This is a genomic window from Curtobacterium sp. BRB10 (genome assembly GCF_031844325.1).
GTDB classification, from domain to species: Bacteria; Actinomycetota; Actinomycetes; order Actinomycetales; family Microbacteriaceae; genus Curtobacterium; species Curtobacterium poinsettiae_A.
This window is the reverse complement of record NZ_JAUZVA010000004.1, coordinates 210316-223390: the sequence shown is the minus strand read 5'-3', so window position 1 is coordinate 223390 and position 13075 is coordinate 210316. Positions and strand designations below refer to the sequence as shown.

The 13075-nt window shown below is 71.5% G+C and carries 14 protein-coding genes; 7 read left to right on the top strand and 7 right to left on the bottom strand.

Annotated elements, in window-relative coordinates; translation table 11 throughout:
- The first annotated feature begins 18 nt into the window (after positions 1–18).
- Positions 19–678, top strand: coding sequence for an FMN-binding negative transcriptional regulator (locus Q9R26_RS10470; RefSeq protein ID WP_311227237.1), 660 nt, complete (start codon positions 19–21; stop codon positions 676–678).
- Positions 675–2147, top strand: a complete 1473-nt coding sequence (locus Q9R26_RS10465) for an amidohydrolase family protein (RefSeq protein WP_311227236.1) — start codon at positions 675–677, stop codon at positions 2145–2147. Before Q9R26_RS10470 ends, Q9R26_RS10465 begins: the two co-directional genes overlap by 4 nt.
- 27 nt (positions 2148–2174) lie before the next feature.
- Here the strand turns inward: Q9R26_RS10465 and Q9R26_RS10460 are convergent, their stop codons facing one another.
- The 3 genes from Q9R26_RS10460 to Q9R26_RS10450 are packed head-to-tail and all read right to left on the bottom strand — an operon-like array spanning position 2175 to position 4317.
- Positions 2175–3104 (bottom strand): Fpg/Nei family DNA glycosylase, encoded by a 930-nt coding sequence (locus tag Q9R26_RS10460; RefSeq protein WP_071246661.1) that lies wholly within the window; start codon positions 3102–3104, stop codon positions 2175–2177.
- Between the two features lie 36 nt (positions 3105–3140).
- Positions 3141–3629 carry a ribose-5-phosphate isomerase gene (locus Q9R26_RS10455; protein WP_182064862.1) on the bottom strand — a complete coding sequence of 163 codons (489 nt, stop codon included), beginning with the start codon at positions 3627–3629 and terminating at the stop codon, positions 3141–3143.
- A 46-nt stretch (positions 3630–3675) separates the two neighbouring features.
- Positions 3676–4317: an XRE family transcriptional regulator gene (locus Q9R26_RS10450; RefSeq protein WP_311227235.1), complete on the bottom strand. Its 642-nt coding sequence runs from the start codon at positions 4315–4317 to the stop codon at positions 3676–3678.
- Here Q9R26_RS10450 and Q9R26_RS10445 point away from each other — a divergent pair.
- Entirely contained in the window at positions 4316–4834 is a 519-nt protein-coding gene (locus tag Q9R26_RS10445; RefSeq protein ID WP_259580945.1) for a GNAT family N-acetyltransferase, read from the top strand. The genes Q9R26_RS10450 and Q9R26_RS10445 overlap by 2 nt on opposite strands.
- Positions 4835–4906: 72 nt before the next feature.
- Here the strand turns inward: Q9R26_RS10445 and Q9R26_RS10440 are convergent, their stop codons facing one another.
- Complete coding sequence (locus Q9R26_RS10440) at positions 4907–5560, bottom strand: DsbA family protein (protein ID WP_396136823.1); 654 nt, start codon at positions 5558–5560, stop codon at positions 4907–4909.
- 120 nt (positions 5561–5680) lie between these two features.
- On the opposite strand from Q9R26_RS10440, the gene pepN reads away from it, so the two are divergent.
- From pepN to Q9R26_RS10425, 3 genes are all read left to right on the top strand, one after another.
- Complete coding sequence (gene pepN, locus Q9R26_RS10435; protein ID WP_182064864.1) at positions 5681–8260, top strand: aminopeptidase N; 2580 nt, start codon at positions 5681–5683, stop codon at positions 8258–8260.
- Positions 8261–8335: 75 nt separating this feature from the next.
- Positions 8336–9400, top strand: a complete 1065-nt coding sequence (locus Q9R26_RS10430; protein ID WP_259580940.1) for a mechanosensitive ion channel family protein — start codon at positions 8336–8338, stop codon at positions 9398–9400.
- Positions 9401–9456: 56 nt separating this feature from the next.
- Entirely contained in the window at positions 9457–9918 is a 462-nt protein-coding gene (locus tag Q9R26_RS10425; protein WP_311227344.1) for a globin, read from the top strand.
- Positions 9919–10058: 140 nt separating this feature from the next.
- Here Q9R26_RS10425 and Q9R26_RS10420 read toward each other — a convergent pair whose 3' ends face one another.
- The gene (locus tag Q9R26_RS10420; protein ID WP_311227234.1) at positions 10059–10901 is read right to left on the bottom strand and encodes an NAD(P)H-binding protein; all 843 of its coding nucleotides are present in this window, start codon (positions 10899–10901) and stop codon (positions 10059–10061) included.
- A gap of 69 nt (positions 10902–10970) precedes the next feature.
- Complete coding sequence (locus Q9R26_RS10415; RefSeq protein ID WP_071405518.1) at positions 10971–11672, bottom strand: hypothetical protein; 702 nt, start codon at positions 11670–11672, stop codon at positions 10971–10973.
- Between the two features lie 91 nt (positions 11673–11763).
- Here Q9R26_RS10415 and Q9R26_RS10410 point away from each other — a divergent pair, with 91 nt between their 5' ends.
- Positions 11764–12627: an acyl-CoA thioesterase II gene (locus Q9R26_RS10410; RefSeq protein ID WP_182064867.1), complete on the top strand. Its 864-nt coding sequence runs from the start codon at positions 11764–11766 to the stop codon at positions 12625–12627.
- Here Q9R26_RS10410 and Q9R26_RS10405 read toward each other — a convergent pair.
- Positions 12614–13066: a thioesterase family protein gene (locus Q9R26_RS10405; protein WP_259580936.1), complete on the bottom strand. Its 453-nt coding sequence runs from the start codon at positions 13064–13066 to the stop codon at positions 12614–12616. The genes Q9R26_RS10410 and Q9R26_RS10405 overlap by 14 nt on opposite strands.
- Between the last annotated feature and the right edge of the window lie 9 nt (positions 13067–13075).

Here is a 13075-nt window from a genome sequence, read left to right as displayed (position 1 = left end):
TTGTGCAACGCTCGGAGCATGCGCCACACACCGCACTTCCTGATGACCGACGTCGACGAGGTCCGACGCCTCATCACCGGGAACCCGTGGGCGACGATCGTGTCGCACACCGCGGCCGGGCTGGTCGCCTCGCACTACCCGGTGCTGCTCGAGGCCCCCGGCCCCGACGACGACCCGGACGCCCTCGTCCTGGTGTCCCACGTCGGCCGCCCCGACGAGCTCGCGCACGAACTCGGACGGCACGAGGTCCTCGTCGTGTTCCAGGGCCCGCACGGCTACGTCTCCCCCGCCTGGTACCCGCCGGAGCAGTTCGTGCCGACCTGGAACCACGTCACCGCCCATGTCTGGGGCACCCCCGAGCTCCTGTCCGACGACGAGAACTTCCGGGTGCTCGGCGAGCTCGTCGACCACTTCGAGCAGGTCATGCCGGAGCCGGTCTCGCTCGAGATCGACGAGCAGACCGCACGCCGGATGGCGAAGGGCACCGTCGGCATCCGGATCCGCGTCACCCGGTTCGACGCCCGCGCGAAGCTCTCCCAGAACAAGGCTCCCGAGGTGATCGACCGCATCGTCGCCGGGCTGCGGGGCGACGGCCCCTACGCGTCGCCGGCGCTCGCCGCCGAGATGGAACGGGTCCGGTCCGGAGGGTCCACGACGGACAGCCGGGAGGCGCGATGAGCGAGATCCTGCTGCGCACCGTCCGCAGGGTGGGCACCTCCGGGGCCCCTGCCGACGTCCGCGTCGTCGACGGCCGGGTCACCGAGATCGCGCCGACCGGCACGCTCGACCCCACGGGCGTCGACACCGACGTGGTCGAGGCGGCCGGCGCCTGGCTCGGCCCGGGGCTCCGCGACCACCACACGCACTTCGACCAGTGGGCACTCGTCCGCCGCCGTGTCGACGTCACCGGCTGCGACTCCGCCGAGGCGACCGCCGACCTGCTCGCCGCCGTCGCGCGGGCGGGCGTGGCGGACCGCGTCGTGGTCGGACACGGCTACCGCGACGGGATGTGGCCGCGCCCCGCACGACGCGAGCTGCTCGACCGAGCCGCACCGGGCCTCCCGGTCGTCGTCATCAGCGCGGACCTGCACGCGGTGTGGTGCAACGCGCTCGCACTCGCGCACTTCTCGGCTGCTGTCGGCCGACCGCTCGAGGCGGGCGAGGACGGGGTCCTGCGCGAGCAGGACGCGTTCGACGTGACCGGTGCGCTGTCGCAGGTGCCGGACGACCTGCTCGACGCCTACGTGACGGATGCCGCCGAGGCCGCGGCGGCCCGCGGGGTGACGGGCGTGGTCGACCTCGAGATGCGCTTCGGGCTCGACCGCTGGCGCCGCCGGATCCACGCCGGCACCGACGCGATCCGAGTCGCGTCCGGGGTGTACCCGGCCGAGCTCGACCAGGCCATCGCCCGGGGGCTGCGCACCGGCGACGTGGTCGAGGGCACGCGGGGCCTGCTCACGATGGGACCGTTCAAGGTGGTCACGGACGGGTCGCTCGGCACCCGGACCGCCGCCATGACCGACGGCTCCGGCGTGCTCGCCTGGCCGTTCGAGGAGCTCGTCGCGATCACCCGCCGCGCCGTCGACGCCGGGCTCGTCCCCGCGATCCACGCGATCGGCGACCGTGCGAACACCCTGGCGCTCGACGTCTTCGAGACCGTCGGTGCCCGCGGCACGATCGAGCACGCACAGTTGCTCGTCGACACCGACGTCGACCGGTTCGCCCGGCTCGGGGTGGCCGCATCCGTGCAACCCGAGCACGCCATGGACGACCGGGACATCGCCGACCGGCACTGGGCGGGGCACACCGACCGGGCCTTCGCCTTCGCCTCGCTCGCCCGGGCCGGAGCACGCCTGCTGCTCGGGTCGGACGCCCCGGTGGCGCCACTCGACCCGTGGGTGTCGATGGCGGCAGCCGTCGGGCGGGACCGTGACGGGCGGGACCCGTGGCACCCGGCCGAACGGCTCTCGGCACTCGTCGCGTGGCAGGGGTCGACCGACGGGCGCGTCGGCGTGTCCGTCGGCGACGTGGCGGACCTGGTGCTCGTCGAGTCCGACCCGCTCGCCGCGTCCTCGTCCGCCGCACTCCGTGGCACGCAGGTGCTCGGGACGGCCGTCGCGGGACGCTTCACGTACCGGGAGCTGTGAGCGGACGGGTGTGCCCGCGCCCGTGGGCTACTTCTGGTCCTTCGGGCACCAGTAGAGCTTCCGGCCGGCCATGTCGGCCATCCGGATCTCGGTGCCGCACACCCGGCACGGCTCGCCCTGGCGGTGGTAGACCCAGTGGCGGTCCTTGCGGGAGCGCAGGGCCTTCTTGTGGTCGGCCTCGGACAGGTCGTCCATCGTCATCATCAGGCCGTCGCGGACGCCGTCGTGCAGCAGCTTCGACCAGTCGGCCCAGAGCGCCTTCGCCTGCTTGACGGTGATCTTCTTGCCCGGCTTGTACGGGTCGATGCGCTGCCGGAACAGCAGCTCGGCGCGGTAGATGTTGCCGATGCCGGCCACGACAGACTGATCCATGAGCAGCTGCCCGATGGCGACGTTCCGACGGCGGACGTTGTCCACGAAGGTCTTCTCGGCCTCGGGCCCGTCGTCGTTCATCGGGTCGGGGCCGAGCTTGTCGAGCGCGCGCTGCACCTCGGCCGGGGTCTCCACGACGCACGCGGTCGGGCCGCGCAGGTCGGCGACGGTGTCCTCGGTGAGGATCCGCACCCGGACCTGGCCCACCGGGTCCGGCGGGAAGGACTCGATCGGGTCCTCCGCCTTCTCCTGCTCAGCCATCCGGTACCGGGCGAGCCGCGGTGCGCCGATCGAGCTGAGCGACTCCTCGCGGTCGTCGTCGTCCGACAGCGCCTCGGCCGTGGAGATCACGCCGGCGAAGTCCCACGCTCCGTACAGCCCGAGGTGGACGCGGAGGAACAGGTCGCCCTCGAACTCCAGGAACATCTGCTTCGCGACGGCACGGGCGGCGATCATGCGCTTGCCGTCGAGCTGCGCGGCCCCGGCGGCGAAGCGACCCTGGGGGCTCGACACCTCGCAGCGCTTGCCGACGAAGTGCCGGGTGAACTGGTTGGCGATGCGGTGGACGGAGTGACCCTCGGGCATGACTACCGTTCTACCCGGTACCCCTGACGAGCCGGACTACGCGTCGATCTGGCGGCCGGCGATCAGCCCAGTGGTCTCGTACTCGGCGAGCTGCGCGATGCGGCGGGCGTGGCGCTCCTCGCCGGAGAACGGCTCGGCGATGAACAGGTCGACGAACCGGATCGCCTCGTCCTCGGTGTGCTGGCGCGCGCCGATGGAGATGACGTTGGCGTCGTTGTGCTGCCGGGCGAGCAGCGCGGTCGACTCGTTCCAGACGAGCGCGGCACGGATGCCCTCGACCTTGTTGGCGGCGATCTGCTCGCCGTTGCCGGAACCGCCGAAGACGACACCGAGGGCCTGGACACCGGCGCGCTGGTCCCGCACCACGGCGTGCGCGGCGTTGATGCAGAACGAGGGGTAGTCGTCGAGCGCGTCGTACTCGGTCGGACCGTGGTCCACCACCTCGTGCCCGGCTTCGGTCAGGTGGGTTGCGAGGGTCTTGTTGAACTCGAGGCCGGCGTGGTCCGTTCCGAGGTGGATGCGCATGGGACCGATCCTATTCCCGCGGCTCCGGGGCCCGGACCACCACGGACTACGGCGCGCGGACCACCACGACGAGGTACCGGGTGGGGTCCTCGCCCGGGTTGCGGTAGACGACGTCGGCGGGGTCGCCGAGCTCGATCCGGTCCCCCGCCGCCAGACGCGTCGGCTCGCCGCCGACGGCGACCTCGAGCACGCCGTCGACGACCCAGATGCAGTGCCGCAGGAACGCGTAGGCGGACGCCGGGTAGGCCACTTCGCGGCCGGCCGGGAGGCGCACCTCGGTGACGTCAGCTGGGAACGCCGCGCTCGAGACCGGGCGGCGGCGGTACCCGGTGTCGGGATCGGTCCAGGAATCGGCGGTCGCGCCGCGCTGGACCCCGCGCGCCTCGTCGGGGTCCGTCACTCTGGGCACCTCGTGCTCCAGGGCATCGTCGAGGAGCTGCGAGATCGTCAGGCCGAAGGCACCGGACAGGCGACCGAGGATCGTCGCGGTGGGGCTGGAGACCCCGCGTTCGACGCGGTTGATCATCGCGCGGGAGACGCCGGACTCCTCGGCGAGCTCGGTGAGGCTCCACCTTCGCTCGGTGCGGAGGCGCTGGAGGCGTTCACCGAGCGCCCGCTGCTCGGCGACCGAGGTGTCGTCGGCGCCGGTTGCGGGATCGGTGCGCTCGTCGTCTACGATGTGAGACATGACGACAGCATATGCGACGAACGGGGTCGTGATCCGCGACTGCTCCCCGAGCGACCTCGACGTCGTGCACGCCCTGCACGTCGATGCCGTGCTGCACTCCACCGCCATCTGGCAGGACACCCCGCACCCGCGTGCGTACTTCGACGGGTGGCTCGCCGAGCGGCAGGGCGGCGGGTACCCGGTGGTCGTGGCCGAGGTCGACGGCGTCGTGGCCGGCTACGCCACGTACTCCCAGTGGCGGCCGCACCAGGGGTACCGGCTGACCGTCGAGCACAGCGTCTACGTGGTCGAGGCGTTCCGCGGCCGGGGCATCGCGACCACTCTGATGGCCGAGTTGGTCGCGCGCGCCACCGCCGAGGGGCGACACGTCATGATGGCCGGGATCTGCAGCACCAACACGGGGTCGATCGCCCTGCACGAGCGCCTGGGGTTCACCACGGTCGCGGTCGTGCCCGAGGTCGGACGCAAGTTCGACCGCTGGCTCGACCTGACGCTCATGCGCCTGCCGCTCGTCTGACGCGACGGGCGGGGCGGACGCACCACGGGCCTCCCGGCCGCCCGTCGACGAACGGAACCCGGTTCCGGAGCGTCAGTCGGTGGTGTCGAAGACCGGGCCGACGGTGCGCGAGCGCTTGAGCTCGAAGAAACCGGGGTACTTCGCGACGGCGACGACGCCGTCCCACAGGTCGAGCGCCTCCTGGCCCTTGGGCGCCGGGGAGATGACCGGTCCGAAGAACGCGGTGCCCTCGACGGCGATGACCGGCGTCCCGACGTCCTGTCCGACGCGGTCGATGCCGTCCTGGTGGCTGACGCGCACGGCGGCGTCGACCTCGTCCGTCCATGCGTCCTCGAGCAGGTCGGCGTCGAGGCCGAGCTCCGCGAGCACGGCGGGGACGACCTGCTCCGGGTCGGACTCCTGGCGGTGGTGGATGTGCTCGCCGAGCGCGTCGTAGAGCGGCTTCACGACGTCCTGCCCGAGCCGGAGCCGCGCCGCCGTGACGATGCGCGGGTAGACCTGACCGGCGTGCAGGCGCTCCTTGTAGCTCTCCGGCACGTCCTGGTCCTCGTTGAGGACGAACAGGCTCATCACGTTCCAGGTCACGTCGAGGTCGCGGTGCTCGGCGACCTCACCCACCCAGCGGCTCGTCATCCAGGCCCAGGGGCAGTTCGGGTCGAACCAGAACTCCACGGCGGTGCGCTCGGTGGTGGGGTCGGTCGGGTTGTCCACAGTCGTCTCGGTCACGATCCGAGGGTACGCGGCGTCGCTAGGCTGGAACCCATCGTCCCGCCGGCGCACGACGCCGTCCGGGGCCCCGTACGCGGACGCCGATCGTCCGCGTCCCCAGCGAAGATGGAGCGTTGCGTGCCCGGAGAGAACCTCACCCGAATCGAAGCCCAGGAGCGCGCGGCCGTCGTCGCCGTGCAGACGTACGACGTCGAGCTCGACCTGACCCGCGGCGCCGACAGCTTCGGCAGCACCACGCGGGTGCGCTTCACCGCCACCGCCGGCGCATCGACCTTCATCGACGCCATCACGAAGACCGTGCACTCGATCACGCTGAACGGCACGGCGCTCGACGTCGCCGCGGTGAACGACGGCGTGCGCATCCGGCTCGACGACCTGCAGGAGCAGAACGAGCTCGTGGTCGTCAGCGACGCGCTCTACACGAACACCGGTGAAGGCCTGCACCGCTTCGTCGACCCGGTGGACGACGAGGTGTACCTGTACTCCCAGTTCGAGGTCCCGGACTCCCGCCGCATGTTCGCGGTGTTCGAGCAGCCCGACCTGAAGGCCGAGTTCTCCTTCACCGTGACGGCGCCGTCGCGGTGGCAGGTCGTCTCGAACTCCCCCACGCCGGAGCCGCACGTCGACGGCGACGTCGCGACCTGGGCCTTCCCGCCCACCGCGCGCATCTCGAGCTACATCACCGCGCTCGTCGCCGGCCCGTACGAGGTCGTGCGCGACGAGCTGACCAGCCGCGACGGCCGGACGATCCCGCTCGGTGTGTTCGCGCGCAAGTCGCTCGCCTCCTACCTCGACCCCGAGTACGTGTTCGACATCACGAAGAAGGGCTTCGCGTACTTCGAGGAGAAGTTCGACGTCGCTTACCCCTTCGACAAGTACGACCAGCTGTTCGTGCCGGAGTTCAACGCCGGTGCGATGGAGAACGCCGGCGCGGTCACGTTCACCGAGACCTACGTGTTCCGGTCGAAGGTCACCGACGCCATCAAGGAGCGCCGGGTCGTCACGATCCTGCACGAGCTCGCCCACATGTGGTTCGGCGACCTGGTCACCATGAAGTGGTGGAACGACCTGTGGCTCAACGAGTCCTTCGCCGAGTGGGCCTCCACGATCGCCACGGCCGAGGCCACCGAGTGGACCGAGGCCTGGACCACGTTCCAGGCGATGGAGAAGTCCTGGGCCTACCGCCAGGACCAGCTCCCCTCGACGCACCCGATCGTCGCGACGATCAACGACCTCGAGGACGTCCAGGTCAACTTCGACGGCATCACCTACGCGAAGGGCGGCTCGGTCCTCAAGCAGCTCGTCGCATGGGTGGGCATCGACGCGTTCTTCGCCGGTGTCTCCGCCTACTTCAAGAAGCACCACCACTCGAACACCGAGCTCCGCGACCTGCTCGTCGAGCTCGAGGCGACGAGCGGCCGTGAGCTGACCGAGTGGTCGAAGCTCTGGCTCGAGACCGCGGGCGTCAACACCCTGCGGCCCGAGATCGAGACCGACGAGTCCGGCGTCATCACGTCGTTCACCGTCCTGCAGGAAGCCCCCGCCGACCACCCGACGCTGCGCCCGCACCGTCTGGCGATCGGCGTGTACGCCTTCCGGAACGACGAGTCCGCGCCGTTCGGCGCCGACACTGCCTCCGCCGGCGGCAAGCTCGAGCGGGTCCACCGCGTCGAGATCGACGTCGACGGCGCCCGCACCGAGGTACCCGAGCTCGTCGGCGTCCAGCGCGGCGACCTCGTGCTGCTGAACGACGACGACCTGGCCTACGCCAAGATCCGTCTCGACGAGCACTCGCGGCGCACCGCGATCGAGCACCTCGCGTCGATCGCGAACCCGCTCGCCCGCTCGATCGTCTGGGGTTCCGTGTGGGACGCCACGCGCGACGCCGAGTCCCCGGCCAGCGACTACGTGCGCCTCGTGCTCGGCAACATCGCGACCGAGACCGAGTCGACGACCATCCGCACGACGCTCTCGCAGCTGCTGCTCACCGCACGCAACTACGTGGCACCGGGCTCGGTCGAGGCCACGGTCCGCACCGTCGGCGACACGCTCTGGCAGCTCGCGTCCTCGGCCGAGGCCGGTTCGGACGCGCAGTTCCAGTTCGTGAAGTTCTTCGCGCAGATCCCCTCCACGCCCGAGCACGTCGCGACCCTGCAGGGTCTCCGCGACGGATCGGTCACGCTGCAGGGCCTCGAGATCGACACCGACCTGCGCTGGGAGCTGCTCGAGGGCCTCGTGCTCACGGGCGCTGCGGACAACGCCGAGATCGACGCCGAGCTCGCCGCGGACAAGACCGCGTCGGGTGAGCAGGCCGCAGCCCGCGCACGGGCGACGATCCCCACGGCCGAGGGCAAGCTGGCAGCGTTCTCGTCGCTGGTCGACTCGTCCGAGCTGCCGAACGCCATCGTGCGCCAGACCACGGTCGGGTTCCAGCACGTGAACAGCCCGGTGCTGCTGGAGGGCCTCGTGCCGAAGTACTTCGAGGTCCTCACGCGCATCTGGGCCGAGCGCAGCTACCACATGGCGGACACCATCGTCTCGGGGCTCTACCCGGCGCCGCTCGCGTCGGCCGAGCTCCGTGACGCCGCCGCCGCGTGGCTCGAGGAGCACCCGGAGACGCCGGCGCTGCGCCGCATCGTGTCCGAGAGCCTCGCGGGCACCGAGCGCGCGCTCCGGGTCCAGGCCGCCGACGCCTGACCCCCGCTCTGATCCGGCGGGGTCTTGGTGTTCCTCCAGGGACGCCGAGGCCCCGCCGCTTAGCATCGACCGGATATGAACTTGGCTGCTACCACCGAAGACACGTCCAAACTGCTCTCGAACGCGTTCACGGACTTCGTCGAGACCTGGCAGGCGCCGATCACGATCGTCATCACGATCATCGCGGCGATCATCCTCCGGTTGATCTTGCGCCGAATGATCAAGCAGGTCGTCGACCGGATCGTCAACGGCGTCAAGAAGCGCCAGGGTGCCGCTGACACACAGGCCCTCATCGCGTCGCCGGTGCAGACGGCTCGGGTCGTCCAGCGCACCCGGACGCTCGGCAGCGTGCTCGAGAACCTCGCCACGGTCGTCGTCGTCGCGATCGCTCTCGTCATCATCGCCACTGCCGTGTGGAAGGGTGCCGCGGTCGGCATCGTCGGCGGTGCGTCCCTCGTCGCCGCCGGTCTCGCCGTCGGCGCCCAGTCCATCGTGAAGGACCTGCTGTCCGGCGTCTTCATGATCCTCGAGGACCAGGCCGGCGTCGGTGACGTCGTCGACACCGGGCAGGCCACCGGTGTCGTCGAGAACGTCGGGCTGCGCGTCATGCAGATCCGCGACGTGAACGGGATCCTGTGGTTCGTGCCGAACGGCCAGATCCTGCGCGTCGGCAACCTGTCGCAGGGCTGGTCGCGCGTGCTCGTCGACATCACCGTCCCCTACGACACCGACATCGACGCCGTGCAGGACGCCCTGCTCAAGGCGGCCGTCACGATGTCGCAGGAGTCCCGCTGGCGGCAGCGGATCGTCGAGAAGCCGGAGATCTGGGGCCTGCAGTCGATCACCGACGCCGGCATGGTCTTCCGCTTGGTGGTGAAGACCCGCGCGTCGGAGCTCGACGTGGTCGGTCGGGAGCTGCGCACCCGCCTGAAGCACGCCGTCGACGAACTCGGCATCACCCTGCCGGCGATGGCGATGATCATGCCCGAGGGCTGGGAGAACGCCACCTCGATCAACGGCCTGCGCACCGTCCGCACCCAGCCGACGCCGGCACCCACGAAGCCCCGGCGCACCAAGCGCAACATCCTCGGGCAGCCGATCCGCACGGACGACCCCGACAGCGGGAAGGACCCCCGATGACCGACCCCACACCCCCGAGCGGCACGGGCGGGCCCGGAGCACGCGGCTCGCTCGGCATGCCCGGCGCCCCCGGCATGCCCGGCTCGGTCGGCGTCCCGGCGCAGCCGATCTCCCTGCGCGTCGGGGAGCACGGCGCCTCGGCCACGGGGTCGCTGTACGAGCGGATCGGCGGCGCCCCCACCTTCGACCGGCTCGTCCGGCGCTTCTACGAGGGCGTGCAGCAGGACGAGGTCATCTGGCCGATGTACCCGGCGGACGACCTCGAGGGTGCGATCTGGCGCCTCTCCGCCTTCCTGCAGCAGTACTGGGGCGGCCCCGGCACCTACAGCGAGCAGCGCGGCCACCCTCGCCTGCGGATGCGGCACAACCCGTTCCGCATCACGTCCGAGGCCCGGGAACGCTGGCTCCACCACATGCACGAGGCGGTCGAGTCGCTCGAGCTCCCTCCCCTCGACGAAGCCGAGCTCTGGGGCTACCTCGACCGCGCTGCCCACGCGATGACGAACACCTTCGACTGACGCGCTCCGGGCGCGTCGCCGGCGCGGTGGACCCCGCACGTGGCGGACGGGAGGCCCGTGGCGGCGCCGCCACGGGCCTCCCATCCGCCGGTCCCCGCGTCCTCGTGCCCCGGGACGCCGGCGTCTTCTGGCGGCGCGTCTCAGCGCACGGACGAGCCAGAGGCGAGGTCCTCGACCAGGGACGGCCGCGACGGCCGCCAGCCGAAGGCTGACCGGGCGTGTGCGCCGGACGCCTCCTGGTGCAGCAGCAGGGCGTCGGCGAATTCCCGCCCGAGCCGTTCGCGGCTCGCGTCGACGCTCTCGGCGACGACCGGTGCACCGTGGGCCCCGGCCTCGGCGATCTGGCGGACGGTCGGGTTGTCGCCGGTCGCGGCGACGATGTACCCGTCGGCCTGGCCGCGGTGCAGCGCGAGGACGTAGAGCTCGCCGAGGTCGTCGACGTGCACCGTCGTCCACCGCTGCGAGCCGTCGCCCACCAGCCGCACCGGCTGCTCGCCGTCGCTGACGAACATCGCCGGGATGCCGGCGCCGCGCCCGTAGACGATGCCAGGGGCGACGATGGTGCTCCGCACGTCGCTCCCCCGCAGCAGGGCCTCGTTCGGCCCGCGCCAGGCGGTCAAGGCCGGCGGGTCGATCGGCGACTGCTCGGAGATGTCCGTCGAGTCGCCGAAGGTGAAGATCCCGCCGGTGTGCACGAACGGCTTCGGTGTGCCAGCCAGGGCACCGATCGCGGTGCGGATGAAGTCCGGGTCGACGCCCGGCGCCGATGCCGTGTGGACCACGCCGTCGCTCTCGTGCAGCAGGCGTTCGACGACGTCGGTGTCGGCGACGTCGCCGACCAGGGCCCGGCCACCGGCGTCACGGACCTGCTTGGCCTTCTCGTCGGAGCGGACGAGCGCGGTGACCTCGTCGCCGTGGGCCACGAGGGAGCGGAGGACGGAGGATCCGATGTAGCCGGACGCACCGGTGAGGAAGACGTGCATGCCGCCAGCCAACCACGGCGACCGGGCGGCGTCGCGGTCGGCGCCCCGTCGTCGCCGCAGCCGTCGTCGCTACGAGCTCAGGGTCCAGGCGCGGCGCTTCACGAGCACGTGGCCGCGCGAGGTCGTGAGTCGGCTCCACGGGCCCGTCTCGAACAGGCGGACCGGGTCGTGCCCGAGGAACCCGAGACTCTCGCCCGCGAAACCCGCACCTGCGGGCAGGTGCTCGACGCCGGGGACCGGTCGGCCCCAGACCTCGGCACGGATCCGCCGGACGATGGCCTCGCCCGCGTTGGACGGCACGGCGTCGGCGACCTCGGCGATGCCGTCACGGGTGGCCCGGCGGAGGAGTTCCGGTGAGACGTCCGGCAGCGGGACCCAGCCGCCGCGGGGCGGGGAGATGGCCGCCCACGTCACGGTGTGCACCTCGTGCGGCAGCTCGACCTCGATCGGGGTGGCCCGCGTCGGGTCGGCGCCCTCGGCGTGTTCGGCGTCCTGTGCCTCGGCCAGCAGGCGGAGGCGCTCGAGGAGCGACTGCAGCGGGACCACGGTGTCGATCGACGCGGGCTCGGTGAGCGAGAACGTGCGCAGCCCGAGCACCGTCGGCAGTTCGTCGAGCAGCCCGAGCGGGTAGAGGATCGCCGTGTAGACGGCCAGGACGCCGGAATCGGCGATGAGCCGGACCGAGCCGTCCTCGATCCGAGCGGCACGTCCGAGGTACGTGCGGAGGTCACCGAGTGAGGCGGCGTCGGGAAGCGTGAACGAGTTGCCCATGTCGTGCCCGATCCTACCGGCCATCGGGACCGCGCAGCCTGGGCGCGGCGACCTGCGACGGCGGCGGGCAGCCGTTCGTAGACTGCACAGCGTGAACGGCGAACCCGACTTCCTGCGGACCCTGCGACTCGAGGACACCGGCGCGAGCACGGGCGAGACGATCCTCACGGGCGCCAGCCACTGGTCACCCGGTGGACGGGTGTTCGGCGGCCAGGTGTTGGCGCAGTGCATCGTCGCCGCGCAGCGCACGATCGAGGGACGCGACGTCCACTCGATGCACGGCTACTTCCTGCGGCCCGGCGACATCGACGTGCCGATCACCTTCGGCGTGGAGCGCATCCACGACGGCCGGTCGTTCGCGGCCCGTCGCGTGCAGGCGTACCAGCGCGGTGTCCCGATCTTCTCGATGATCGCGTCGTTCCAGGTGCCGGACACCGGCATCGAGCACCAGGACCCGTACCCGGTGGACACCCCGGACCCCGAGTCCCTGCCGTCGGCCGCGTCGATCCTGTCCGCGATCGACCACCCGGTCGCACGTGCCTGGGCCGCGCGGTCCATCGACCTGCGACACGTCGAGGGCCCGGTGTTCGTCGACGTGCAGGGCGAACACGTGCCGCACCAGGCGGTCTGGTTCCGGGTGCAGGGCGACCTGCCCGAGGACCCGGCGCTCCACCGAGCCGTGCTCGGGTACGCGAGCGACCTGTCGATCCTCGAGCCGATCATGCGGCGGCACGGCGTCGCCTGGGGCACCCCGGGGGTCAAGAGCGCGAGCCTCGACCACGCCATGTGGTGGCACCGCGACGGTCGCGCGGACGAGTGGATCCTGTACACGCAGGAGTCCCCGAGCGCACAGGGCGGACGGGGACTCGCGTTCGGGCGGATGTTCTCCCGTGACGGCACGCTGCTGGCCACCGTCGCCCAGGAGGGCATGATGCGGGTGCCTACGGCCGGCTGAACTGCACCGGTTCCTCGAGGTAGCGCTCGCACGCGGCACGCTCGGTGTCGGTCAGCCGACGAGGACGGTTCGTCGCCGCGTCGACCATCACGAGTGCCGTCGTCGCCCGGGTGTACAGCACGGCGGGGTGCTGTCCCACCGGCGACCAGACCTCGTACGAGACGTCGATGCTCGCACCCCCGAGCCGCCCGATCCACATCTGGATGTCCAGCGGCTGACGGAGGTACGGGATCGATTCCAGGTACTCGAGGCGCTGGCCGGCGATCACCGTCATGGTGCCGGAACCGGGCCGACCGTCGATGATCGGCTCGGGCAGGTCGCCGTCGGGGTCCTCGCCAGGGTCGGCACCCCAGAACCCCACGATGCGCGCCTCCTCGAGGAGGCGCAGCATCGCGGAGTTGTTGACGTGACCGTAGGCGTCGATGTCGCTCCACCGCATGCGGATGGG